This is a genomic window from Chryseobacterium antibioticum, from assembly GCF_012927325.1.
Taxonomy (GTDB): Bacteria; Bacteroidota; Bacteroidia; order Flavobacteriales; family Weeksellaceae; genus Chryseobacterium; species Chryseobacterium antibioticum.
The window spans coordinates 24,323-48,294 of record NZ_JABBGI010000008.1; the positions used below are offsets into that span (position 1 = coordinate 24,323).

A 23,972-nucleotide genomic window follows, 5' to 3' on the forward strand; every position below is an offset into this window, starting at 1 on the left:
AGGGACTTCCTTTTATCCTTTTTATTTTGATTTCTTAGCCCAAACTCAGATTAATTGGGAGTTTAGAAAAACTAAAATATTGCACTCTGTATAAATTGATTTAATTTTGCTGAAAAATCTATATGTTTTTTCTAAATACGGGAAAGAACATTTAGACCATTAATGCAGATATCTGAATTTATGAAGAAAATAGGAATTATAGGCTGTGGCTGGCTGGGATCCAGAATGGCCACTTCAATGTCCGATCGGTATACAATATATACTACCACAACCACTAAAGATAAAGTTGAGGATCTTTCTTTCAAGGGTTTCCATACCTCTGTCGCCAGTTTCCCTGATTTTCAGCTGGAAGAAAAAATTACGCAATGGAGTGAGATTAAAGATATTGATGTTCTGGTTATTACCATTCCGCTTTCCGGAAAGAGCTGCTGCGCAAGTTCGTTGTATAACAGAATACAGCATTTATTGTCGTTCATTGGTGATTTTGATGGACAAATGTTCGTGATGAGCTCTACAGGTGTATACCCGGATATTGCAGGAGCGTATACCGAAGAAAGTCTTTCTTCCGATCAGGTTCCGGGAGAAAGGATGATCAGAAACAGATATCCACAGGCTAATATTTTGAGATTGTCCGGACTGATGGGAGACAACAGGCTTCTTAAAAATTATAATGTATCAAATCTGGAAACTCCGGTGAATCATATTCATTATGAGGATATTTCCGGAGTAATCGAAAAAATGATTGAAAAAGGTTCAGAAGGAAAACTGTATAATGTGACAGCGCCACAGCATCCGTCAAAGGCCCAGGTGATCAATGCCCAGAAAAACCTGGCATCTCCTGAGAAGGCAGTAGGGGAAGGGAAAGTAATCCTGCCTTCAAAATTAATTTCAGAATTAGATTTTGTTTTTAAATATCCGGATCCGCGAGCGTTTCATTAAAATAACAAATTCTCATGGATTTGACAGGTTGCAAAGATATTGTGATGCTTTTTTTGCAAAATGTATTTTAAACTAAACCTTATAGGTGCAGAAACCTACAAGGTTTAGAATTCAAGTTTTATCCCTGAAATATATTTTATTTAATGATTCTATCCAATACCCAATCGATCAGGTTCTTTTCAGAAGCATGGTGGTCTGCGGAGAATTCTCCTCGTCTTCTGTTGGCAATAACATTATTGACGGTGATTGCTTTGTGTCCTAATAATTTTGAAAGAGCGTAGATCGCTGAGGTTTCCATTTCAAAGTTGGTGACTCCAAGATCATTTAAGGTTTCAAGAAATTTATCATCGAATGCCTTTAGACGAAGTTCTCTTCCCTGTGGTGCATAGAATCCCGGAAAAGTAGCTGTATTTCCGTGGTATTTGGCATCTTTGTAGTATTCTCCCATTTCTTCTGCCCAGTCCGAGAAATAAAGCATCGGTTTGATCTTTGCGTACGGGAATTTCTCCATAAAGTTTTTGGAAAATTCATTCTCGAAACTGTAATCCTGATAGAAATGCATCAGTCCGTCAAGACCTACCACATTCTGGGTTACCAGCATATTATCAACCTGTACATCAGGGTTTACACTTCCACAAGTTCCCATACGGAACAGTTCAAGCGCCTTATGTTCTGTTTTGAATTCTTTGTTTTTAAGATCGATATTCACCAAAGCATCAAGCTCGTTCATCACGATATCGATGTTTTCGGTTCCGATACCTGTGGACATAACCGTAATTCTTTCTCCACGCAATGTTCCGGTATGGGTATAGAATTCTCTTTTGTTTTTTTTGATCTCTACTTTGTCAAAATATTTTGAAACTTTTGCCACTCTGTCCGGATCTCCTACAAGGATGATCTTATCAGCAATATCTTCAGGTAAAAGATTTAAGTGGTATACACTTCCGTCATCATTCAGAACCAGTTCTGAGGCAGCAAGTTTATTTAGCATAACTTATATTTTTTGTTTTTTTAATTAATGAAAATAGCGTCTTTGTAAGGCGATCCGGCAAGGTCGTAGATGGTATCATATTCCTCTACAATTCTTTTTTGTCCCTGAAATATTTCGTAGACCGTTACGATCGTCTTTTCAAAGTTTTTGGGATCTTTTCTTTGAGTTGTGATTTCGTAGAATTTGTCTCCTTTTTTTAAAACAGAAACCATCTCTTCCTTAGTCGAATTGTTCGAGTTCATCATACCCGGGAAATCCATCACAACATCCTTGAGATCCGTATACTTTTTGTAGGGTTTTGTAACTCCGTTTGAATACACGTACACATTGGGTATCTGTTTATCCTGTTCCAGGCGTATCAGATAATAATCATTGCCTTTCTTCTCTGCGTAAACGGCCATTTCTTTCTTTTGTGAAAATGCACCAATGGAAAGAAGACCCGCCGCAAAAGCGAATAATACTTTTGTTTTCATAATAATATTTTGTTTTGATCTGCTGAAAATAATGTTAAAAATCCTCTCCCAATATCTTTCGTCATCATTTTTTAAACCGGCATGAAGAAGTCAGCCGTCCTTAAGTATAATGAATTTGATTTCGGGGTTTAAAATTAATAAAAATATTTCTATTTTTTATGGATGGAAGCAGGAAGATGGAGGCTTGGTATTATTGAAGTTAAAAGAAGGGCTAGGTATCGCTTTATTGTTCTTTTACAGGCTGCTTTATCAAATTGTATGATGACTTAAAAAATTCCAGTCGACACTAACTTTCTTCCTCCATCTTTCGTTTTCTAACTGTCTCACGAGAAACTCAGATGAAATATAAACATTTTTTAATCTGCACTTAAACTTAACATAACATGAGAACGGTACTTTTGCCGCTAAAAATTCATGAGATTGTATCCGCTGCTAGCTGTGATTGTGTTGATAGGTTTTGCTGTCATGTCTTTTAACCCTGTTGATAAGGGTAGAGAAAATGAAAATACCTTTGTCAATAAAGGTCTGTCCGATTTTAAAAACAGGCTTGATCAGCTGAAATCAGACGTATATAAATTTTCTGACGACCAGATCTCTCTTGAGGAACTCAGAAATTCTTTAAGCAGTACCAGGAATTCATTTAAAGAAATAGAATTTTATATTGCTTATCATTATCCGGAATTTACAAAAACACACCTCAATGCTGCTCCGTTGTTTCATATAGAAGCAGCAGGTACTTCGGCCTACACCTTGCCACCGGAAGGGCTTCAGGTTTTAGATGAACTGATATTTTCCGATGAAGCGCGAGACGAGAAGGATAAAATAAAAACCATTACTGATTTTTTGTACAATTCCTATTCAAGCTTTTATCTGAGTGCTATGAAGAATGGTTTAAGCCGTGGAAATAACAAAACCTTACCTTTAAGGATAGAGTTAATAAGGATTTATACGCTGGGAGTTACAGGTTTCGATACACCAGGTTCCCTGAATATTTCTGAGGAGGCCAGTCACGCGTTTACAGGCATTAAAAAATACCTCAACGACGATGCCTATTTTAAAAATTATAATGTTCAAAAAGCGAATCAGATTCTTGCTGAAGGGATCAGTTATCTTTCAGCCAACAAAGATTTTGAAACTTTTGACAGAATTGAATTTTATAAAAAATATATTCAGCCTCTGTATGAAGAATTGGGGAAATGGGATGGAAGAGAAGATGATCTTAAAGAATTTTCCGGCTGGAATGTAAAGAGTAAAAATCTATTCAGCAGTGATTTTCTGGATCCTTATTTCTATACGCTGCTGCAGTCTTCTGAAGATAATTCAGATCTAAGAAGTCTAGGGAAATCTATTTTCTATGACCAGAACTTAAGCCAAAACGGTAAAATGAGTTGTGCAGCCTGCCACCTTCAGGAAAATGCTTTTACGGATCTTAAAGCAAAATCACAGAGCAATGTAGAAGGAAAAACAGTCTTACGAAATTCACCCTCTCTTTATAATGCTGTTTTTGCGAAAAGATTTTTCTATGATCTTCGTGCTTTTTATCTGGAACAGCAGGCTGAACACGTGATTTACAATGATGACGAGTTTAATACCAGTTATGAAGACATTATCAAAAAATTAAAAACAAAACCTGAGTATAAAAAAGCGTTCCGTGCTGCTTTTAAAAATGGTGAAATTAGCAAAGAGAATTTTTCTAAAGCTCTTAGTTCTTACACTGCTTCCTTGTATTCTTTTGACAGCGATTTTGACCGTTTTATGAGAAATGAAAAAGACGTTTCTGATGATGTTAAAAAAGGCTACAATCTGTTTATGGGAAAAGCCAATTGTGCCACATGCCATTTTGCTCCGCATTTTTCAGGTCTGGTACCACCGTTCTTTAATGAGAATGAATCTGAAGTTTTAGGGATCACGAAAAAACCTTTCAACCAGCTTCCTGTAGAGTTGGATGCCGATCTGGGAAGAGGAAACAGTCCTGTGAAAAAAGAAAAATCATGGATTTATGATTACTCTTTCAAAACTGTTACGGTAAGAAATATCGCCCTTACCAAACCTTATTTCCATAACGGTGCTTTCAATACACTAGAAGAGGTAATGGATTTTTACAACCAAGGCGGCGGAGAAGGACTCGGGCTAAAAATGAAAAATCAAACATTGCCACCGGATAAACTGGAACTTACAGAAACCGAGATCAAACAGGTCATCGCTTTCCTGAATTCACTGACGGATATTAGTAAGGCAAGGTGATGTTTGAGAGTCGGAGTGTTTTAAGGTTTGAGAGTTTTTAGAACATGGTTTTAAGAGGTGTACAAGTTGTAAAACTCAGTAATTCCAAATTATAAAGACTCGATAGCAATATTGGTTCTAATCAGTTTTTCAAGATGTATCTTCTCAATGCAAAAATAATTACAGCCTAATAAATCTTTATATTACACTAAAACACTCCAACTCAAAAGACAACATTATTTAACAATTATTTAATTCTCTTAACATTGAGTTCCGAATTAATTAATATTCCCTGATCTTTATTTAAAGTCCTATTAACAGAGGTTTGGCGCCAAAAAAATAGTTTTGCAAGGTCTAATAAATCAATAAAAAATGAAGAAAAAATTACTTACAATTGCGGCGTTGGCAATGGTCGCTGGTTTTAGTGTACAGGCCCAGACCTTTTTGTTCAACAAAAACTCGTCATGGAGCTACAAAGACAACAACCAGGCCCTGGCAGATCCGTGGAAAGGCCAAGCATTTGATATTTCAACATGGGCAACAGGAAACGGACCTTTAGGATATGGGGATCCCGTGACCACTACCATCAGTTCAGGTCTTACAGCAGCTTATTTTGCTAAAGATTTCACTGTAGACTTGTCAACCCTTTCAGACAATATGGAATTGGGCGTAATGAGAGATGACGGAATAGTTGTTTATCTTAACGGAGTTGAGGTGGTGAGAGATAATATGCCAACAGGGGCTATTGCTTTCAATACACCTTCCAATACAACAATTGACGGGGCTGCAGAAAGCGTTTATAATATCTTTTCTATTCCGAAGGCTCAATTTGTAAACGGAACTAACAGGATTTCTGTAGAACTTCACAACAGAACCGGAACCAGTTCAGATCTAAGAATTGATGCTTATTTAAAAACAACAACTACGGTTACGCCACCTCCTGCATGTACAGGAACGCACATCAGTTGTTTTACTTCTATTGTTCCTACTGCACAAACCAATAAACTGATTATTCCGGGAGAACATAAATACCAGCTTATCTTAAAAGAAGGTGAAAGCTACACCGAAGGAGGCGGAATGGTAGGAGGTCAGAATGACTTTACCGCCTATGTTGCTAAGACAGGAAGCAGCACAAACGGCTATCTTTCTGTAAACCACGAAACAAATCCTGGAGGGGTTACGATGGCTGAGGTTAACTACAATTCTTCTACAAAGCTTTGGCAGCTAACAAGATCAAGAGCGGTAAGCTTCTCAGATCCAAGTCTGGTTCAGACGATCAGAAACTGTTCAGGTGGAGTTACGCCTTGGGGAACTGTTGTTACAGCAGAAGAATCTGTTACTTCCAATGACGTAAACAGTGATGGCTATAAAGATTACGGATGGCTAGTGGAAATTGATCCTGCTACGGCTCAGGTTGTTTCCAAAAATACAGATGGATCCAAAGGAAAACTATGGCAGATGGGTATTATGAACCATGAAAATGTGGTGGTTAATAATGCAGGAACTACGGCTTATTATGGAGAAGACGGTGGAACTCATATGGTATACAAATATATCATGGATACGCCGAATAATCTTGCTTCAGGAAATCTTTATGTACTAAAACTTGACCAGGGATTAAGTGCTTCAGGAGATCCGGTAGGAACTACAGCCACATGGATTCAGGTTCCGAATAAAGTAAAAGCAGACCAGAACAATACAACAGCTCTTGCTCAGTCATTAGGAGGAACAAGATTTAATGGAGTAGAGGATGTAGATATCAGTCCACTAGATGGAAAGATCTATTTTACAGCAAAAGGATTGGATAAAATATACCGTCTTCAGGATAACGGAACAACTGCTTCTCAGGTAGAAACTTTTGCAGGAGGTGCTTCCACATCGTATTCATTCAATACACCACAGGGAATGAAAACTGAAGCGTGGGGTGATGGGAACGACAATCTTACGTTTGATGAGCTTGGAAATCTTTGGGTTCTTCAGGATGGTGGAAAAAATTATATCTGGGTAATCGCTCCGGATCATACGCAGGCTAGTCCTAAAGTGAGACTTTTTGCTTCTATGCCGGCAGGATCAGAGCCTACAGGATTAACATTTACACCTGATCATAAATTCGGTTTCTTCTCTATTCAGCATCCGGATTCTACGATTTCTACGGATATCGATGCTACAGGAAATACGATCGATTACAGAGGGAAATCAGCTACGATTGTTATTGCTTTAAAACAAAACTTAGGAACAGCTGGTGCATTGGGTACCGTTGAAAGTCACAATGCTGAAAATACGGTTGAGGTTGCTCCGAATCCTACTTCAGGAATGGTTAAGATCAACTCTCCAAAGGGATTGAAAGATATTTCAGTTACCGCATACAATATGGATGGGAAGATCGTGTATACGAAGAAATTCAGTGGGGTAAACAGGTCATTGGATCTTGATTTTACCCATCAGTTGGAAACATCCCGTATCCTGGTTCTGAATATCGAAGCAGAAGGTGGTTTCCAGAAGACTGTGAAATTATTAAAAAAGTAAATTATTAATACCCATTTCGGGCGGCGGCAAAGCCGCCGCCCGAAATTTATCTCTATGAAAAAAATTGTTCTCTTGATTGCTGTTTTGTCTCTCTGCCTTGCGAAGGCACAGATCGATCCTGTAAAATATCCTACGTTTACCAACATAGATGAGGCTCTGAACAGTAAAAAGACAGTTTACAGCATGAGTTTCAGGGAAAAGGGGCTTTTTAACCTTCCTCCACAGATCTCGAAACTGAATGCTTTATTTTTCCTGAATATAATGGGAAATAAGCTTGAAAAAATGGATCAGGAGATCTTTGCTTTAACTGAACTGGAGATCTTAAATGTGAATGAAAACAGCATCAAATATATTCCTGATGAAATAGGAAATTTGAAAAAGCTGAATACATTTTCCATGAATCTTAACGGTCTTACAAGTATCAATTCTAATGTAGCAAAACTTCAACATTTAAAAGCTGTTCATTTTGATGCCAATAATCTGAATGTTTTTCCCGAAGCACTGATGGGAATTCCTGCTTTGGAAGAAATTAATCTTCAGGGAAACCAGATCAGCATCATTGCGGACCGTTTACATAGAATCAAAAATTTAAAATTTCTAAACTTATCTGAAAACCAGATTAATGACCTTGGAAACCTTTCTTTTCCTAAAAATTTAAAATATCTGGAACTTCAGCAGAATGCTATTGTAAAGCTTCCGGAAAACCTGTTCAAAGCTAAAAATCTTGAATTTTTGAACGCTAGCGACAATCATATCACAAAAATATCCCCTGGAATCAAAGGGTTGAAGAATATAGTCAGTATGAATCTGGCCAATAATAATTTAAAAGACATTCCTGAAGAAATAGGGCAGCTGAAAAACCTGAAAACCCTTATTCTTACAGGAAATCCAATAGAAAAAACTAAGATTGAACGATTAAAAAGCCTGATGCCGGAAACACAGATCTATTTCTAGGTCTATCCGCCGACTCTTTTGGTTTTATATCCCATTTCTTTAAGGATATTCATTATTTTATCACGATTATCGCCCTGAATAATGATCGTTCCGTCTTTCTCTGAACCGCCTATTCCTAAGGTGGTTTTTATTTTTTTTGAGATTTTCTTCAAATCATCCTCATTTCCTTCCCAGCCTTCAACAATCGTTACAGGCTTACCGTTTCTGCCTTTCTTTTCAAATTTGCACACCAGAGGTTCCTGCTGCTTAAATTCTTCTTTAGGTATTTCAAAATCCTTTTCCTCATGTTCAGGAAAAAGGTTCTTTAACTGATCTCGTAAATCCATAAAGCAAAATTAAATAATAATTTATAAAAGTGTGTCAGATCAACAGATTATTTAAGGTGAAAATACAGGTAAATATAAGAAAGCAGGGGGTAATAATTCGCGTACACAGGAAAGATAGCTGGTGACTGAAGCCTTTGAAGTCACGATTAGTGTAGACTTCGAGGACATCGGCTAACGATAGGGCAAGGACATAAATAATAGGATAGCTAAAAAAACAATTTGAACAATAATCTGTGCCATCAGCGAAATCTGCGCGAGAACAAAAAAGCAAAGCATTCAAACGTACTGTTTTTACCCGAATGTTTTTAAAATAAACCTTTCAAATTCTTCCATTCATCGGAAATTAGGTAGATTTGTGTAACAAAAAGTTATACGAAATGTCAAAAAAAGCAATATTAGCAATCCTTGACGGATGGGGACTGGGGACAAATCCAGAGGTGTCTGCCTTAGACAAAGCCAACACTCCATTTATAGACAGTTGTTATCAAAAATTTCCACATACAACACTTGAAGCCAGTGGTCTGGCTGTAGGACTTCCCTTAGGACAGATGGGAAATTCTGAAGTAGGACACATGAATTTAGGAGCGGGAAGAGTGGTATATCAGAATCTTGTGAAACTGAATATGGCCGTTGAGAATGGTACATTGGGGCAACAACAGATTATTCAGGATGCCTTCGATTATGCTAAAAGAGAAAATAAAAAACTGCACTTTATCGGATTGGTTTCCAACGGAGGTGTACATTCACATATCAATCATTTAAAAGGTTTATTAACTGCCGCTCAGGAGTTCGGATTGCATGAAAATGTTTTTGTTCACACATTTACAGACGGAAGGGACTGTGATCCGCATTCAGGACTTGGATTTATAGAAGAACTTCAGGATCATATGGCAACTACAGTAGGTAAACTGGCAACCGTGATCGGAAGATACTACGCAATGGACCGTGATAAAAGATGGGAGCGTGTAAAACTGGCATACGATGCTATGGTAGATGGAGTAGGACTGGAGACGACAGATGCTTTGGCTGCTATTAAATCTTCTTATGACAACAACGTAACCGATGAGTTCCTAAAACCTATTATTTTGGTGAATACAACCGAAACTGGGAATGTAGTTCCGGTAGCCAAAATTATAGATGGTGATGTGGTCATCTGTTTCAATTTCCGTACAGACAGAGGGCGTGAGATTACAGAAGTTCTTACCCAGAAAGATTTCCCTGATTTCTTTATGCGTAAACTCAATCTTTATTATGTCACTTTAACCAATTATGATAAAACCTATCAGAATGTACAGGTTGTATTTGATGAAGAAGTACTGAAGGATACCATGGGAGAAATCCTTGAGCGAAACGGTAAAACCCAGATAAGAATTGCTGAAACGGAAAAATACCCTCACGTGACCTTCTTCTTTTCCGGAGGTAGGGAGGAAGAGTTCACTGGTGAAAGAAGACTTCTGTGCCCAAGTCCGAAAGATGTTCCAACGTATGATCTTAAGCCGGAAATGTCTGCTTATGACATCACTAATATCATCGTACCGGAGCTTGAAAACGGAACTGCTGATTTTGTCTGTCTGAATTTTGCCAATACAGATATGGTAGGTCATACCGGAGTTTTTGAAGCCGCTGTAAAAGCCGCTGAAACAGTAGATAAATGTATTGAAAGAGTAGCCACTGCAGCGTACGAACACGGATATACCGTATTTATTCTCGCAGATCACGGAAACTCAGATGTAATGATTAATCCGGACGGAACACCAAATACGCAGCATTCCACGAATCTTGTCCCATTTATTGTCATGGATAAAGATCATACCTGGAATCTGAAACCCGGAAAACTGGGTGATGTAGCTCCAACAATCCTAAAGGTAATGGGAGTGGGAATTCTGGAAATAATGACAGGAGATATTTTAGTTAGCTAAAATTCAATAATAATGTCTGAAAAATGTCGTTATACTATAGATGGCGGCATTTTTGCATGATTTATATCAGTCATCGTATGGGTTGCATATGTTATTATGCGACAAATAATAAATAATTCATATCTTTGTAAATTAAAATCCATATAATAAAATGTATCAAACGCTTGTCAGAAAAGAAGTAATGGGAATTTTGGAAAAGGAGGTAGGTTCTTTTCTGGATAAATTTTTAACACCAATTGAAAAAATTTGGCAGCCCTCTGATTATCTTCCGGATCCATCAAGCTCTGATTTTAAATATGATCTTGAAGAAATTCAGACTTTCGCACGTGAAATGCCTTACGACCTTTTTGTAACGCTGATCGGAGACTGTATCACAGAAGAAGCACTGCCTTCGTATGAGTCGTGGTTGATGGGAGTAGACGGAATTGATCAGGAGAAGAAAGAAATCGGCTGGGCCAACTGGATAAGAGCATGGACTGGTGAAGAAAACAGACATGGAGATCTTTTGAGCAAATATCTTTATTTGTGTGGAAGAGTGAACATGAGAGAATTGGAAGTTACCACTCAATATTTAATTAATGACGGTTTCGATTTGGGAACAAGTATGGATCCTTACAGAAACTTCGTATATACAAGTTTTCAGGAAACGGCAACTAATATCTCTCACAGAAGAGTAGGGACATTAGCCAAACAGTGCGGAAACGGAAAGCTGGCTAAAATGTGTGGTGTTATTGCGGCAGATGAGGCCAGACACGCTAAAGCTTACAAACATTTCGTGGCTAGAATTTTAGAAATAGATCCTTCGGAAATGATCCTGGCATTTGAAGATATGATGCGTAAAAAGATCGTAATGCCGGCTCACATGATGAGACAGTCCGGTCAAAAAGCAGGTGAACTTTGGGGACATTTCTCAGACGCAGCACAGAGATGTATGGTCTATACAGGAAATGATTACATCAATATTTTATCAGACCTGTTGGATGAATGGAAGATTGAACATGTAAAAGGACTTACTGAAAAAGCTGAAAAAGCTCAGGAATATTTAATGAAACTTCCTTCGAGACTTCAGAAAATTACAGACAGAATTTCTACTCCGGATCTTCAGTTCCAGTTTAAATGGGTGAAAAGCTAGTTCCGGATTATCATTAAATTATAAAAACTTAAGAGTGCCAGCGTTTTCGGCACTCTTTTTATTTCTTATCTTTGCAAAGCTAAAAAAGGTATAAAATGTTAAATAATAAAAAAATTGCTGTGGATTTCGACGGAACTATCGTTGATGATGCCTATCCTGCAATTGGAAAAACGAAAACTTTTGCTTTCGAAACATTAAGAAGACTTCAGGCAGAAGGATACAGATTAATCCTCTGGACATACAGACATGGAAAGACTTTAGATGAAGCCGTAGAATTTTGCAAAAGTAACGGCATTGAATTTTATGCCATCAATTCCAGCTTTGAAGGAGAAGTTTTCGATTCCGAAAATCAATCCAGAAAACTGGATGCGGACTGGTTCATCGATGACCGAAATCTTGGAGGATTTCCGGGATGGGGTGAAATTTACAATATTATCCAGGACAGGATAGAATTCCGCGTAGAAGGAAAAGAAGTTCTGGCCTATTCAAAACTTAAAAAAGAAAAGAAAAAAGGACTTTTCTGGTAGAGTGGTTAGAAGTTAGAAGCCAGAAATTAGAAATTAGTTTTTAATGCTGCTTCTTTTTTTAAATTCATCAGGAAACCGCAGATGCCCAGAAGACTATTATATTATTAAAAATATACATTTAGCTGTAGTCTAATATCTGGCATCTAATATCTAACATCTAAAAAAAATGATTCAATTAAAAACAATAGAGGAACTACGCCTCATGAAGGAGAGTGCACACCTGGTGTCTAAAACACTGGGAATGCTTGCTAAAGAAATAAAACCGGGAATCAATACTTTATATCTTGATAAACTGGCCCACGATTTTATTAAAGATCACGGGGCTGAACCCGCTTTTTTAGGCTATGGCGGTTTCCCGAATTCTTTATGTATTTCTCCCAATGATCAGGTAGTTCACGGTTTTCCCAATAATGATATTATTCAGGAAGGAGATGTACTTTCAGTAGACTGTGGTGTTATTCTGAACGGTTTTGTAGGAGACCATGCCTATACCTTTGAAATCGGCGAAGTAAAACCTGAGGTTAAAAAACTGTTGCAGGTAACCAAAGAATCCCTTTACAAAGGAATTGCACAGTGTGTAAGAGGAAAAAGAATAGGAGATATCTCCCATGCCATCCAGAACCATTGTGAAAAAGAAGGATATGGGGTGGTAAAAGAACTTGTAGGGCATGGTCTTGGAAGAAAGATGCATGAAGATCCACAGGTTCCGAATTACGGAAAACAGGGAAGCGGAAAAGTCATCAAAGACGGTCTGGCTATCGCTATTGAACCGATGGTAAACCTGGGTACTGAAAAAGTAAAATTCCATAATGACGGATGGACGGTAACGACTTTGGATAATCTGCCTTCTGCTCACTTTGAGCATGATGTAGCTGTGATCAATGGTAAACCGGTATTGCTTTCCACATTCAAATATGTTTACGAAGCCTTAGGCATTGTAAGCGATGAAGAGAAGCCATTCCAATTGGATTTTTAATGAAAAGAGTAGCCAAACTTTTACTCAATACCCTACCACGTCCGATGCTGATCAAAATGAGTATCTGGGCGAGGCCACTTATCTATCAGTTTTTTAAAGGAGATAAGTTCTATGATCCTATCGACGGAAAATCTTACCGGAAATTCCTTCCTTACGGGTATGGAAAGCAGCGCGAAAATGCACTTTCTCCAGGAACACTGAGCTTGGAGAGACACCGCCAGATGTGGCTGTATCTTCAAAACGAAACGGATTTTTTCATTAAAAATGCCAAAGTCCTGCACATTGCTCCAGAACAGGAATTTCTGAGAAAATTTAAGCTGATGAAAAATCTGGATTATATTTCTGCAGACTTATTTTCTCCCATCGTAGATGTGAAAGCGGATATTCTGGATTTGCCTTTTGCTGATGAAAGTTTTGATATCGTTTTCTGTAACCATGTTCTGGAACATATAGAAGATGATGCAAAAGCCATAAGCGAGCTTTACAGAGTGATGAGACCCGGAGGTTGGGGGATTTTTCAGGTTCCGATGAGAAATGCTTTGGAGAAAACCTATGAAGATTTTTCTATCAAAGATCCAAAAGAACGCCAGAAGCACTTCGGTCAGTATGACCACGTTCGATGGTACGGAATGGATTATTTTGACCGTTTGAGGAAAGCCGGTTTTGAAACAGAACCGAATTTCTACTCCCAAAATTTTTCAGAAGAAGAAATCACAAAATATGGGTTAAGACAAAATGAGATCTTACCTGTAGTTTTCAAAAAATAAAAGCAACAACAAACCCGTCTTCAGATTCGAAGACGGGTTTGTTTTAATATAGATAGAAATTGTTTAGATTTTAGTGGGAAACAGATTTCAGTCCGACCACAGAACCAATCAGGGTGGCGATGAAAAATATTCTCCAGAAGCTGACAGGATCTTTAAAAAAGAACATTCCCATAAGAGCGGTTCCTACAGCGCCTATTCCTGTCCATACAGCATAAGCCGTTCCAATGGGAAGCGTTTGGGTAGCTTTGATCAGCAGCAGCATACTGATCGTCATGGTTACCAGAAAGCCGGCATACCAGTAATACATCTCGGATCCTGATGTTTCTTTGGCTTTTCCTAAGCAGGAAGCAAAGGCAACCTCAAATAATCCGGCGATGATTAAAATAATCCAATTCATTTTTTTTGATTTTCTCTCCTGCAAATTTCAGGATTTGAAAGGAGAAATAATTTTACATTTGTTAAAAAACGAATTTAGTTTAATCTGAGTCAGGAAGTTTGAAGCTGGAAGAGGGAAGTTTATTGATACCTTACAGCACAACTATAGTGCACGATTTATTCATTTTTTAGGGAAACTATTAAAAATGAATAATCAATAGTAACTTCCGGCCTCCCTCTTCCAGCTTCCAGCCTTCTTATTATTTTATTTCTGCCCGAATCCTGCTCAGGCTTACCTGGGTGATGCCAAGATAAGAGGCGATATGACCCAGCTGGACTCTTTTCAAAAGATCAGTTTTGTTGATCATCAGGTCTTTATAACGTTCCAGAGATGTTTTGAACTGTCTGGAAATAATCAGCTCTTCCGTTTTCACGAGTTCTCTTTCTGCAAATTTTCTTCCCCAGTTCGCAATGTGAATATCTTCATTGAAAAGTTTTCTTAAGCTTTCGGTTTCCAGAATATACAGATCACAGTCTTCCAAAAGTTCGATGCTTTCATAGCCGGGCTTGTCTTCCACGTAACTTTTCATGGAAACTATGGTTTCACCTTCACTCCCGAACCAGAAGGTTATATCATTGTCTGCCGTAGAGGCGTAAGCACGTACAATGCCTTTCCTGATGAAGTAGATGTAAGGAATGATCTTGTCAGATTCCATAAGGCAGAAATATTTGGGATGGGATACTTCTGTAATATGCTTTTTCAAAGAGGCCTTAGATGCTTCAGGGAGTGCATAAATACGGTCAAGGATCTGGTCTATATCCATAAAGTGAATTATAATGTCAAAAGTATTGGTTTTAAGAGTTGCAATACAAAAGTATTTCGTTTAATTTTCAAAATTAAGAAGATAAATATACAGATGAATCATTCAAATAAACAGCATCCGTAATTTTTTTTAAAACGATTAAGCTTTTTTATTTTCTAAAAGTAGACTTAAACCGTGAAGACCAGTTTTGTTTTAGTAACTTTGCAGTTCGTAATACTATTTATATGCATAAAGCTGGATTTGTAAACATAGTCGGAAAGCCCAATGCTGGAAAATCTACCTTATTAAATGAATTAATGGGAGAAAAACTAGCTATTGTAACGCAGAAGGCACAGACAACCCGCCACAGAATTTTTGGAATTTATAATGAAGAAGATCTACAGATTGTATTTTCAGATACTCCCGGAGTATTGGATGCAAAGTATGGTCTTCAGGAAAAAATGATGGATTTTGTAAAGGACTCTTTACAGGATGCCGATGTATTTTTATTCATCGTAGACGTCACCGATAAAGCTGAACCTTCAGAATTTTTAATTGATAAACTTAATAAGATCCCGGTTCCGGTATTGCTGTTACTGAATAAAGTAGACCAGACCAATCAGGAAGGACTTGAAAAACTGGTAGAAGAATGGCACAACAGGATTCCAAAAGCTGAGATCCTTCCTATTTCTGCTTTGAATGCCTTCAATACAGATATCATTCTGCCGAAATTAAGATCCCTGTTGCCGGAAAGCCCAGCTTATTATGATAAGGAACAGTATACCGATAAGCCGGAAAGGTTTTTCGTAAACGAAGCGATCCGTGAAAAAATCCTTTTAAACTACGAGAAAGAAATTCCATATTCTGTAGAAGTGGTGACCGAGCAGTTTAAAGAAAAAGAAGGGATCATTTTTATAGATTCTATCATTTATGTGGAAAGAGATACCCAGAAGGGAATTATCATTGGACATAAAGGAGACGCGATCAAAAAAGTAGGAACAGAAGCCAGGATAGATCTGGAAAAATTCTTTTCCAAGAAAATTCATTTGAATCTTTTTGTAAAAGTGAAAAAAGACTGGCGTAAAAACGACAGGGATTTGAAAAATTTCGGGTACAGATAAACTAAAAACGCTCGTGATTCCGTTCTATTAAAAGATTTTTATTACCTTTAATCTAAATTTTTAGTAAATGAACTATTTCAATTCAAATTCCAGCTCAGTACTTAAAGATATTATTTTATTAGTAGTGAGAGTGTTTGTAGGTTTTGCGATGCTTTCTCACGGCTTTCCAAAGCTTCAAATGCTTTTGGAGGGCGGTAAAATTGAATTTTACAACTTTCTGGGATTAGGTCCTTTAATGACCCTGGTTCTTACTGTTGTTGCTGAATTTGCGTGTTCTATACTCCTTATATTAGGATTGTTTACGAGAATTTCGTTAGGTTTTCTGATCTTTACAATGGTTATAGCTGCTTTTGTCGTTCACGGAGCAGATCCATTCGAGAAAAGAGAAATGAGCCTGATCTATCTGTCTGTTTATCTTCTCCTGATGGCTTTTGGCGCAGGGAAAGTATCGGTAGATCACATGATAGAAAAAAGAAGAAGAGCTTCAGACTGGTAAACGGGTCTTGAAATATAAGCAAAGAGCATTAGTTATCTAATGCTCTTTTTGTTTTTACGATGGCTTACAAGGCAATGAAGACCATACACCGGTTCATGTGATGATACCGTTTTCATCTTCTCCGGCTGTGCATGGTTTTATACCATGAAGGACATGATGGGATCTTTCCTCCGATGATGATTTTTAAATCACTTTTAGATAATTTTTTCATAGTCAACATTTTAATTATTTGATCTGATTAGTATAAAATTATTTAATTATATCACGATATAGGGTGTTAAAATTAACAGTTTCAGTTATATCACAAAAATCACTACTTTCGTAGAAAATGAATTTATATGAAGATAAAACTGACCATTTGCCTTCTGGCATTTCTCAATTTCTACGATGCACAGGAGAATATTACTTATCAAAAGCCATCTGCAGAGATCCTAAAACTGGCAGATTATGAAAGACCCCCAAGCGTTCTGATGAACAGCAAAAAAGACTGGGTAGTTTTTACTTACCGTCCTACTTATAAAACACTGGAAGATCTTAATCAGCAGGAAATGAAACTGGCAGGATTAAGAATCAATCCGGTTACTAATATTTCCAGCAGTGTTACCTATTCCAATAATCTGAAGATCAGAAAGATCAACGATAAAAATGAAACTCAGGTGAAAAACCTGCCTGCCAATGCTAAAATTACCTATATTTCATTCTCACCGGACGAAAAGAAACTGGTATTTACCAACACCACAAATAAAGGGGTAGAGCTTTGGTTAGTAGATATGGAAACGGCTACCGCCAAAAAAATTACTGAAGATAATCTGAATGCTAATTTAGGAACGCCTTATACATGGTACAATGATTCGCAAAGTTTGCTGATCAGAACGCTTCCTCAAAACAGACGAGCTCTGATAGATGCCACCAAAGATCTTCCTACAGGACCTATTGTTTCCACAGCAGACGGTAAGGTTTCGCAAAACAGAACTTATCAGGATCTTTTAAAGAATCCTCAGGACGAAAAAAACTTTGAGGTACTTACGGCCTCCGAAATTTATAATGTAGATCTGAATGGAAATCTTAAGAAAGTAAAAGATCAGGACATGTATTCCAATCTGAGTTTTTCTCCGGATGGAAATTATTTAATGGCCGTTGTGATCAAAAAGCCATTCTCATACATTGTTCCGTTAAGCAGATTCCCGCTGACGGCTACCGTTTATGATATGAAAGGGAACGCTGTAAAAGTAGTGAATGATGTTCCTCTGAATGAAATAATGCCTAAGGGATTTTCATCCGTAAGAACAGGAAAAAGAAGTATGGGCTGGAGAAGTGATGCACCGGCAACATTACTGTTTGCAGAAGCATTGGACGGAGGTGATCAGTCTAAATCCACAGAATACCGGGATGAGATCTTTATGTGGGAAGCTCCGTTTGCAGCTGCTCCGAAATCATTCTTTAAAACAAAACAAAGATATGAAGGTGTAAGCTGGACCAATGACCACTATGCCGTAGTTTCTGAAGGCTGGTATGATACAAGGAATACAAAATCGTATCTGGTAGATCTTAATAATGGCGAATCAAAAGTCATTGATGACAGAAATTACCAGGATGTTTACAGTGATCCGGGGAATTTCAATACAGCGAAAAACCAGTATGGAAGATATGTCATCGATATGAAAGGAGGGAAGACCTATCTGATCGGAGACGGATTTACAAAAGATGGACAGCATCCTTTCATCGACGAAATGGATGTAAAGTCACTTAAAAAGAAGAGACTCTACACTTCCAACGTTAAGAATGGTAAAGAAGAGATCATTGATATCTTAAATGCTTCGAAAGGTGAAATCTTAACGACTCAGCAGTCTCCAAGCCTGTATCCGAATTATTTCAAAAAGAATATTAAATCGAATAAAGCAGAAGCCGTAACTAATTTCGCGAACCCTTTTGAAAGTATTAAAGATGTATACAAAGAAGTAATTACGTACAAAAGAAATGACGGAGTTACTTTGACGGGAACGCTTTATCTGCCTGCCAATTACGACAGAAAAGCTAAAAAAGAAAAGCTTCCTTTACTGATCTGGGCTTATCCAACGGAATACAAGGATAAAAATACTGCAGGTCAGAATACCCAGAACCCGAATGACTTTACCTTCCCATACTACGGATCTTTCGTATACTGGACAACAAAAGGCTATGCTGTACTGGATGATGCTGCATTCCCGATCATCGGAGAAGGAAAAACAGAACCTAACGATACTTTCATTCCACAGTTGGTAGCCAATGCTGAGGCTGCAATCAATGCAGTTGACCAGTTAGGATATATCGACAAAAAGAAAGTAGCTGTAGGAGGACATTCTTATGGTGCTTTTATGACTGCTAATCTATTGACTCATTCTAATCTTTTCGCATGCGGTATCGCAAGAAGTGGTGCGTATAACAGAACGCTGACTCCATTCGGGTTCCAGAGCGAGCAGAGAAATTATTGGGATGTTCCGGAGATCTACAACAAAATGTCTCCATTCATGAATGCAGATAAAATGAAAACGCCAATGCTTTTGGTTCATGGTGATACGGACAATAATCCTGGAACTTTCACTTTGCAGACCGAAAGATATTTCCAGGCCCTGAAAAATTTGGGAGCTCCTGTGAAAATGGTTTTGCTTCCCAAAGAAGCCCACGGTTATGTGGCTAAAGAAAATATTCTACACCTTTTATGGGAACAGGATCAGTTCCTTGAGAAGTGTTTGAAAAAATAAAATAATTTGATAGAAAGCCCGTTCATGATTGGAACGGGCTTTTTTATAAATGTTTCAGTATTTCATCAATACTTGTCAGCTCCATAAAATTGTCATATTCCAGGTGATGCTCATGTTGTTCATGGCTCCACGTTACATGATAAGGAATGTGCGCTGCAAAACCTCCAATCTCCAATACCGGCAAAATATCTGATTTTATGGAATTTCCAAGCATCAGAAAGTCTTCAGGCTGACAGTCCAGATGTTTCAGCAGCTTTTGATAATCACTTTCCTTCTTATCACTCATAATTTCTATATGGTGAAAATACTCCTGCAATCCTGAATTTTTAAGCTTTCTCTCCTGATCAAGAAGGTCACCTTTTGTAGCGACTACCAGTCTGTATTTTCCTTTTAAAGCATCCAGGGTTTCAGTGACTCCATCTAACAATTCTATTGGTTTCTGAAGAAGTTCCTGACCGATTTCAATAGTTCGGTTGATTAATTGCATTGATGCTGTACCATCCGAAACTCTGCTTACCGTTTCAATCATACAGAGCATAAAACCCTTTACACCGTAACCATACAGGTGGAGGTTCTGCATTTCCTTTTTAAATAATTCCTGCGATATGGAATGCTGTGGCAGATAATCTTCGAGCAGTATACAAAATTCCTTTTCAGCTTCCTGAAAATAAGGTTCATTGATCCAAAGGGTATCATCCGCATCAAAGGCGATGGTCGTTATGTGATTATTCATTTTACTTTTGTATTTTTCTCCTGACAAAATTCAATATAAAAATTCAATCAGAAAAGGACATTTGTCCCGGATAAGATATGCTACGAACCAATCAGTTATTTTTAAACTATTTAGAAGATCTTTACGAAAAGCAGGAACGTAAAGAAGATATCACCAAAAGATCATTTTCCAAGGGAGAACGGATATTGACCCAGAATGAAAAACCTTCTAAAATAATGCTGATCAAAGATGGTATTACCAAATGTTTCTTCATTGAAGAAAACGATAAAGAATATATTGTTGAGTTTCTGGGAAAAGGGGAGATCATCGGAGAAATAGAACTGATCCGGAATATTTCCTGCCTTTGCAGCATTGAAGCGGTAACAGATGTCACTGTGTATGCTATGGCTATACCGTATTTCAAATCATTGATCAAAACCGATCTATTGTTGAATAATCATCTGTTGGAGGTCTTTGCCGAACGTATTGTCAATACTTCCAGAAGAGCCTCCTATCAGCAGTTGTATGCCGCGGAACATACTTTGGCGCAGCTTCTTGAACTGCAGGCACAGCAGAATATTCAGATTTCAAAAGAAGATATGGCTGCTTACCTGGGAATTACGGTGAGAAGTCTGAACAGAACTTTAAAGAATTTGGAAAAGTAAAAAATTAAGTAAGGAAGCTGAAAGATGGAAGAGTGAAGTTACAGAGAGCGCGCAAGCACAATCCTATTTTAATTTTTCTTTTTAAAGATTATTTTAACTGAATAAAGAAGTTAATAGCAACTTTCTGCTTCCATATCCTATCTTCCAGCTCTTTAGACTGATCTTAATTACAATTATTAACGGAACTTCTGCTCTTAAAAGTTTTTACTCCTTATTTTTGCAATGAAATAAAACCGGAATCTACAAAATGGAAGAGCTGAAATTCAGGAATGCTGACCTGAAAGATTTAGAGAAAATAGTGGAGATATACAATTCTACGATCCCTTCAAGAATGGTAACCGCCGATACAGAAAATGTTTCTGTAGAAAGCAGAAAAGAATGGTTTGAAGAACATAATCCTGAAACCAGGCCTCTCTGGATCATTGAAAATAATGACCAGGAAACAATAGGATGGGTGAGTTTTTCTTCATTTTATGGGAGACCTGCTTACAATGGAACCGTTGAAATGAGTATCTATATGGATGAATCATGCAGAGGAAAAGGGTATGGGAAGAAAGTAATGGAACACTGTATGATCATGGCCCCCGGTTTAGGGATAAAAACACTCTTGGGGTTTATCTTTTCTCATAATGAAGCCAGTTTGAAACTCTTCAGGCATTTCGGATTTGAAGAGTGGGGAATGTTTCCGGATGTAGCTGTTCTGGACGGGATAGCAAGGAGTTTGACGATTTTAGGAAAAAGAGTGGGATAATTGATACATAAAAACGGATTGCGCGAAGTCGGAGACTTCGTGCAATCCGTTTACAATTTAGTTTTAAAAGAAGGCTCCTTATCCTTTTCAATGTAAATGTAGCGGCTTTTTATCCCGTTCTGAAGCATTGACTTCTTTTTATTGAGCTCTTCAACAGATTCTATACTTTCGTTCTTAAAAGTAGCTTTCTGTCCGTTTTTTATATTTTCTGAAAACATTCTTGTTGGATTTTCATAAATGTCTTCAACATACTTATTGAATTTCTCGTTGGAAATAGGGATGGCTGCTTTTCCGTAGTGGGTTTCTATAAATTCTTTGGTATCGTATTCGGTGTCCAGTTTTTTATTGCTGATCAGTTTATAGATGAAATTTTTATCTGTGTCTTCCAGAATAAAGATCAGACCCGGAAGTCCTCTGAATTTATACGGACCTTCCTTAATGTTTACATCATTGGAAAACCATGCATTCCATGTTCTGCCACCAAAATCGGTGGTTGCTTTTTGAAGCTTGTAACCATTGTATTCCTAGGTTTCCTGAAGCAATTTCCATTTCATTTCGTCATTCGTACTGACAACGAAATAATCAAAAAAGTCCCTGTACCATTTGTTTTTAAAAGAATTGGGTGCCCTCTCAATCACCTGATCAGTTTTTGTACTGTATCTCGAAACAGATGCATTTGCGTTTTTATTGATGGAATCATAATCCGCAAATTTTTTGTCATAAAACTTGACAGATTTCGGACTGATATCAAGATTCATAAGATTTTGTCTGTACTCTTCAGAAGCATCTTTCCGATACTGAAGTTCATAAATAAATCTGTTGGTCTGTGACTGGTAGAATGAACCAGCATACAAAGCGAGCAGGAATAGTATTTTTTTCATGGTTTTTATTGATTCTGTTTAATAGCGTGACCAAAAATATAAAAAGCTGCGCGAAGTCGAAGACTTCGCGCAGCTTTTTTAGCAAATTTTTAATGACGTCAGGAAGCCTGAAGATGGAAGAGGTAAGTTTTTAGGACTAAAGAACAACTAAAGTCTTGCTTTATTCATCTCGTAAATTTCTTTATCACATCATTTTAGCAAACTGTATGAAGTTGTAAGCCTGGTAGTAACTTCCAGCCTCCCTCTTCCAGCTTCCAACCTATTAATTCTCCTTAATTCTCTTTGCAGACATATTTAAAAATCGCTTCACAAGGAAAACAGCTGAAACGGTAAGTCCCAATCCTAAAGCAATCCACATTCCGAAAGCGCCCATTTCTAAAGTAACGCATAAGAAATATCCCAAAGGAATTGTAATTACCCAATAGGCAATAAATGTATAGATGGACGGGATTTTCACATCCTGAAGGCCTCTCAGCATTCCTAAAGCCGTTACCTGAACTCCATCTGAAAGCTGGAATAAAGCAGCAATAATCATTAATTTGGAAGCCAGCATAATCACTTCAACCTCTTCTTTTTTAGTGAAGAAAGTAGGGAGGATGTTTCTTCCCAGAATGAAGACCAATCCACAGATACACATGAAAATAAAAGCTATTTTCAGGTTGTTGATTCCCACTTTTCTTAATTCAACAAAATTCTGTTCACCAAGCTTTTTCCCGATCATGACCGTGGAAGCCACACTGAATCCTACACACAGGTTGAAGGTAAATGAAGCCATACTCAACGCGATCTGGTGAGAAGCAATATCATGAGCAGAGATCAGTCCACAAATAAATGCCGCTCCCGCAAAAGCCGTTACTTCAAAGAACATCTGTAAAGCAGTAGGCAGACCCAGTTTCACCATTTTATCAAACATACTTTTAGAAAAAACCTGAATTTTTAAAGAAAAATCTTTGATATAACGTCTTGTTTTTTTCTCTTTAACTAATACTACGTAAAGGAAAACCACCATGAATATTCTGGAGATCAGTGTTGCTAGAGCCGATCCTTTTACCCCCATCTCAGGGAAGATCCAAAGTCCTTTGATGAAGACATAGTTCAGGATAATATTGATGACATTGGCAATGATTGTAGCCTTGGTAACGCCTATGGTATAGGAAAGACCTTCAGAAACTTCGCGGAGCGTCTGAAATGCCATAAACGGGATCATACTGATTGCCATGATACCCAGGAAGTCTACCGTATTGGGAATGATCTTCGCAGGCTGCCCGGACTGATAGAGTAGTGGCATCCCTAGAAGTAAAAGTGCCATTAAAATAATTCCTACAGACATATTGATGACAAATCCATGGCTGAATACAGAATTAATCGTTCCGTGATCCTGCTTGGATTGAGCTTCTGAAACCAATGGCGGGATTGCAAATGAGAATCCAAGAGCCAATACAAACACTGAGAAAAATACAGCATTTCCCAATGAAACGGAAGCAAGGGCATCCGCACCTAAAAGTTTTCCGACAATAATGTTGTCGAACAAATTCACCGAGACCTGCCCCACCTGCGTAAGCATTACAGGAAGAGCCAGAGTCAGGCACTCTTTCGTATAGTTTTTGTTTAAAAAGTTCATAATAGTTTATGATTCATATAAAATTTAATATTTAAAAATAAGGCAAAAAAAAA

Annotated in this window: 23 protein-coding genes and 1 pseudogene; 14 read left to right on the forward strand and 10 right to left on the reverse strand. The window is 37.7% G+C overall.

Going from position 1 to position 23,972, the window contains the following annotated elements; genetic code table 11:
• The first annotated feature begins 180 nt into the window (after nt 1-180).
• Nucleotides 181-939 (forward strand): Rossmann-fold NAD(P)-binding domain-containing protein, encoded by a 759-nt coding sequence (locus tag HHL23_RS07565; protein ID WP_169234207.1) that lies wholly within the window; start codon nt 181-183, stop codon nt 937-939.
• Nucleotides 940-1,075: 136 nt separating this feature from the next.
• Here HHL23_RS07565 and HHL23_RS07570 read toward each other — a convergent pair whose 3' ends face one another.
• On the reverse strand, nt 1,076-1,930 hold the full coding sequence (locus tag HHL23_RS07570; protein ID WP_169234208.1) for a nucleoside phosphorylase: 855 nt from the start codon (nt 1,928-1,930) through the stop codon (nt 1,076-1,078).
• 20 nt (nt 1,931-1,950) lie between these two features.
• A complete protein-coding gene (locus HHL23_RS07575; protein WP_169234209.1) occupies nt 1,951-2,403 on the reverse strand; it encodes a hypothetical protein in 453 nt (150 codons plus the stop codon).
• Between the two features lie 414 nt (nt 2,404-2,817).
• Here HHL23_RS07575 and HHL23_RS07580 point away from each other — a divergent pair, with 414 nt between their 5' ends.
• The 3 genes from HHL23_RS07580 to HHL23_RS07590 all read left to right on the forward strand — a co-directional run bounded on the left by HHL23_RS07580 (nt 2,818) and on the right by HHL23_RS07590 (nt 8,106).
• A complete protein-coding gene (locus HHL23_RS07580) occupies nt 2,818-4,647 on the forward strand; it encodes a cytochrome-c peroxidase (protein WP_169234210.1) in 1,830 nt (609 codons plus the stop codon).
• 351 nt (nt 4,648-4,998) lie between these two features.
• Entirely contained in the window at nt 4,999-7,152 is a 2,154-nt protein-coding gene (locus tag HHL23_RS07585) for an alkaline phosphatase PhoX (protein ID WP_169234211.1), read from the forward strand.
• A gap of 54 nt (nt 7,153-7,206) precedes the next feature.
• On the forward strand, nt 7,207-8,106 hold the full coding sequence (locus HHL23_RS07590) for a leucine-rich repeat domain-containing protein (protein WP_169234212.1): 900 nt from the start codon (nt 7,207-7,209) through the stop codon (nt 8,104-8,106).
• Nucleotides 8,107-8,108: 2 nt separating this feature from the next.
• On the opposite strand, the gene HHL23_RS07595 is transcribed toward HHL23_RS07590, so the two are convergent.
• A complete protein-coding gene (locus HHL23_RS07595; protein WP_169234213.1) occupies nt 8,109-8,432 on the reverse strand; it encodes a translation initiation factor in 324 nt (107 codons plus the stop codon).
• A gap of 377 nt (nt 8,433-8,809) precedes the next feature.
• Between HHL23_RS07595 and gpmI the strand changes: the two genes are divergently transcribed.
• The 5 genes from gpmI (at nt 8,810) to HHL23_RS07620 (ending at nt 13,753) form a co-directional block, all read left to right on the forward strand.
• Nucleotides 8,810-10,351 carry a 2,3-bisphosphoglycerate-independent phosphoglycerate mutase gene (gene gpmI, locus HHL23_RS07600; RefSeq protein WP_169234214.1) on the forward strand — a complete coding sequence of 514 codons (1,542 nt, stop codon included), beginning with the start codon at nt 8,810-8,812 and terminating at the stop codon, nt 10,349-10,351.
• 151 nt (nt 10,352-10,502) lie between these two features.
• A complete protein-coding gene (locus HHL23_RS07605) occupies nt 10,503-11,483 on the forward strand; it encodes an acyl-ACP desaturase (protein WP_169234215.1) in 981 nt (326 codons plus the stop codon).
• Nucleotides 11,484-11,578: 95 nt separating this feature from the next.
• Entirely contained in the window at nt 11,579-12,010 is a 432-nt protein-coding gene (locus HHL23_RS07610; protein WP_169234216.1) for a BT0820 family HAD-type phosphatase, read from the forward strand.
• A 166-nt stretch (nt 12,011-12,176) separates the two neighbouring features.
• A complete protein-coding gene (map, locus tag HHL23_RS07615; protein WP_169234217.1) occupies nt 12,177-12,986 on the forward strand; it encodes a type I methionyl aminopeptidase in 810 nt (269 codons plus the stop codon).
• On the forward strand, nt 12,986-13,753 hold the full coding sequence (locus tag HHL23_RS07620; RefSeq protein ID WP_169234218.1) for a class I SAM-dependent methyltransferase: 768 nt from the start codon (nt 12,986-12,988) through the stop codon (nt 13,751-13,753). The genes map and HHL23_RS07620 overlap by 1 nt, the downstream gene beginning before the upstream one ends.
• 70 nt (nt 13,754-13,823) lie before the next feature.
• On the opposite strand, the gene HHL23_RS07625 is transcribed toward HHL23_RS07620, so the two are convergent.
• Both HHL23_RS07625 and HHL23_RS07630 read right to left on the reverse strand, forming a co-directional pair.
• The gene (locus HHL23_RS07625; protein WP_169234219.1) at nt 13,824-14,150 is read right to left on the reverse strand and encodes a DMT family transporter; all 327 of its coding nucleotides are present in this window, start codon (nt 14,148-14,150) and stop codon (nt 13,824-13,826) included.
• A gap of 238 nt (nt 14,151-14,388) precedes the next feature.
• The gene (locus HHL23_RS07630) at nt 14,389-14,952 is read right to left on the reverse strand and encodes a Crp/Fnr family transcriptional regulator (protein ID WP_169234220.1); all 564 of its coding nucleotides are present in this window, start codon (nt 14,950-14,952) and stop codon (nt 14,389-14,391) included.
• A 224-nt stretch (nt 14,953-15,176) separates the two neighbouring features.
• Between HHL23_RS07630 and era the strand changes: the two genes are divergently transcribed.
• The 3 genes from era (at nt 15,177) to HHL23_RS07645 (ending at nt 19,289) form a co-directional block, all read left to right on the forward strand.
• A complete protein-coding gene (gene era, locus HHL23_RS07635) occupies nt 15,177-16,052 on the forward strand; it encodes a GTPase Era (protein ID WP_169234221.1) in 876 nt (291 codons plus the stop codon).
• A 67-nt stretch (nt 16,053-16,119) separates the two neighbouring features.
• Nucleotides 16,120-16,548 carry a DoxX family protein gene (locus tag HHL23_RS07640; protein WP_169234222.1) on the forward strand — a complete coding sequence of 143 codons (429 nt, stop codon included), beginning with the start codon at nt 16,120-16,122 and terminating at the stop codon, nt 16,546-16,548.
• Nucleotides 16,549-16,886: 338 nt separating this feature from the next.
• Nucleotides 16,887-19,289: an alpha/beta hydrolase family protein gene (locus HHL23_RS07645; RefSeq protein WP_185194859.1), complete on the forward strand. Its 2,403-nt coding sequence runs from the start codon at nt 16,887-16,889 to the stop codon at nt 19,287-19,289.
• Nucleotides 19,290-19,332: 43 nt separating this feature from the next.
• Here the strand turns inward: HHL23_RS07645 and HHL23_RS07650 are convergent, their stop codons facing one another.
• Complete coding sequence (locus tag HHL23_RS07650) at nt 19,333-20,022, reverse strand: HAD family hydrolase (protein ID WP_169234223.1); 690 nt, start codon at nt 20,020-20,022, stop codon at nt 19,333-19,335.
• Between the two features lie 77 nt (nt 20,023-20,099).
• Here HHL23_RS07650 and HHL23_RS07655 point away from each other — a divergent pair, with 77 nt between their 5' ends.
• Both HHL23_RS07655 and HHL23_RS07660 read left to right on the forward strand, forming a co-directional pair.
• A complete protein-coding gene (locus HHL23_RS07655) occupies nt 20,100-20,666 on the forward strand; it encodes a Crp/Fnr family transcriptional regulator (protein ID WP_169234224.1) in 567 nt (188 codons plus the stop codon).
• Between the two features lie 247 nt (nt 20,667-20,913).
• Nucleotides 20,914-21,417 carry a GNAT family N-acetyltransferase gene (locus tag HHL23_RS07660; RefSeq protein WP_185194860.1) on the forward strand — a complete coding sequence of 168 codons (504 nt, stop codon included), beginning with the start codon at nt 20,914-20,916 and terminating at the stop codon, nt 21,415-21,417.
• A gap of 50 nt (nt 21,418-21,467) precedes the next feature.
• On the opposite strand, the gene HHL23_RS22480 is transcribed toward HHL23_RS07660, so the two are convergent.
• From HHL23_RS22480 to HHL23_RS07675, 4 genes and pseudogenes are all read right to left on the reverse strand, one after another.
• A complete protein-coding gene (locus HHL23_RS22480; protein WP_228464669.1) occupies nt 21,468-21,635 on the reverse strand; it encodes a hypothetical protein in 168 nt (55 codons plus the stop codon).
• A 30-nt stretch (nt 21,636-21,665) separates the two neighbouring features.
• Nucleotides 21,666-21,926 (reverse strand): annotated as a pseudogene (locus HHL23_RS22905) (GLPGLI family protein); the annotation flags it as partial.
• 15 nt (nt 21,927-21,941) lie between these two features.
• Nucleotides 21,942-22,298, reverse strand: a complete 357-nt coding sequence (locus HHL23_RS07670) for a hypothetical protein (RefSeq protein WP_169234225.1) — start codon at nt 22,296-22,298, stop codon at nt 21,942-21,944.
• 262 nt (nt 22,299-22,560) lie between these two features.
• A complete protein-coding gene (locus tag HHL23_RS07675; protein WP_169234226.1) occupies nt 22,561-23,919 on the reverse strand; it encodes an MATE family efflux transporter in 1,359 nt (452 codons plus the stop codon).
• Between the last annotated feature and the right edge of the window lie 53 nt (nt 23,920-23,972).

Excerpts from the sequence above, each read along its gene's own strand:
- HHL23_RS07565 (WP_169234207.1), top strand. The coding sequence starts at position 181 with ATGAAGAAAATAGGAATTATAGGCTGTGGCTGGCTGGGATCCAGAATG.
- HHL23_RS07570 (WP_169234208.1), bottom strand. The coding sequence starts at position 1,930 with ATGCTAAATAAACTTGCTGCCTCAGAACTGGTTCTGAATGATGACGGA.
- HHL23_RS07575 (WP_169234209.1), bottom strand. The coding sequence starts at position 2,403 with ATGAAAACAAAAGTATTATTCGCTTTTGCGGCGGGTCTTCTTTCCATT.
- HHL23_RS07580 (WP_169234210.1), top strand. The coding sequence starts at position 2,818 with ATGAGATTGTATCCGCTGCTAGCTGTGATTGTGTTGATAGGTTTTGCT.
- HHL23_RS07585 (WP_169234211.1), top strand. The coding sequence starts at position 4,999 with ATGAAGAAAAAATTACTTACAATTGCGGCGTTGGCAATGGTCGCTGGT.
- HHL23_RS07590 (WP_169234212.1), top strand. The coding sequence starts at position 7,207 with ATGAAAAAAATTGTTCTCTTGATTGCTGTTTTGTCTCTCTGCCTTGCG.
- HHL23_RS07595 (WP_169234213.1), bottom strand. The coding sequence starts at position 8,432 with ATGGATTTACGAGATCAGTTAAAGAACCTTTTTCCTGAACATGAGGAA.
- gpmI (WP_169234214.1), top strand. The coding sequence starts at position 8,810 with ATGTCAAAAAAAGCAATATTAGCAATCCTTGACGGATGGGGACTGGGG.
- HHL23_RS07605 (WP_169234215.1), top strand. The coding sequence starts at position 10,503 with ATGTATCAAACGCTTGTCAGAAAAGAAGTAATGGGAATTTTGGAAAAG.
- HHL23_RS07610 (WP_169234216.1), top strand. The coding sequence starts at position 11,579 with ATGTTAAATAATAAAAAAATTGCTGTGGATTTCGACGGAACTATCGTT.
- map (WP_169234217.1), top strand. The coding sequence starts at position 12,177 with ATGATTCAATTAAAAACAATAGAGGAACTACGCCTCATGAAGGAGAGT.
- HHL23_RS07620 (WP_169234218.1), top strand. The coding sequence starts at position 12,986 with ATGAAAAGAGTAGCCAAACTTTTACTCAATACCCTACCACGTCCGATG.
- HHL23_RS07625 (WP_169234219.1), bottom strand. The coding sequence starts at position 14,150 with ATGAATTGGATTATTTTAATCATCGCCGGATTATTTGAGGTTGCCTTT.
- HHL23_RS07630 (WP_169234220.1), bottom strand. The coding sequence starts at position 14,952 with ATGGATATAGACCAGATCCTTGACCGTATTTATGCACTCCCTGAAGCA.
- era (WP_169234221.1), top strand. The coding sequence starts at position 15,177 with ATGCATAAAGCTGGATTTGTAAACATAGTCGGAAAGCCCAATGCTGGA.
- HHL23_RS07640 (WP_169234222.1), top strand. The coding sequence starts at position 16,120 with ATGAACTATTTCAATTCAAATTCCAGCTCAGTACTTAAAGATATTATT.
- HHL23_RS07645 (WP_185194859.1), top strand. The coding sequence starts at position 16,887 with ATGAAGATAAAACTGACCATTTGCCTTCTGGCATTTCTCAATTTCTAC.
- HHL23_RS07650 (WP_169234223.1), bottom strand. The coding sequence starts at position 20,022 with ATGAATAATCACATAACGACCATCGCCTTTGATGCGGATGATACCCTT.
- HHL23_RS07655 (WP_169234224.1), top strand. The coding sequence starts at position 20,100 with ATGCTACGAACCAATCAGTTATTTTTAAACTATTTAGAAGATCTTTAC.
- HHL23_RS07660 (WP_185194860.1), top strand. The coding sequence starts at position 20,914 with ATGGAAGAGCTGAAATTCAGGAATGCTGACCTGAAAGATTTAGAGAAA.
- HHL23_RS22480 (WP_228464669.1), bottom strand. The coding sequence starts at position 21,635 with ATGTTTTCAGAAAATATAAAAAACGGACAGAAAGCTACTTTTAAGAAC.
- HHL23_RS07670 (WP_169234225.1), bottom strand. The coding sequence starts at position 22,298 with ATGAAAAAAATACTATTCCTGCTCGCTTTGTATGCTGGTTCATTCTAC.
- HHL23_RS07675 (WP_169234226.1), bottom strand. The coding sequence starts at position 23,919 with ATGAACTTTTTAAACAAAAACTATACGAAAGAGTGCCTGACTCTGGCT.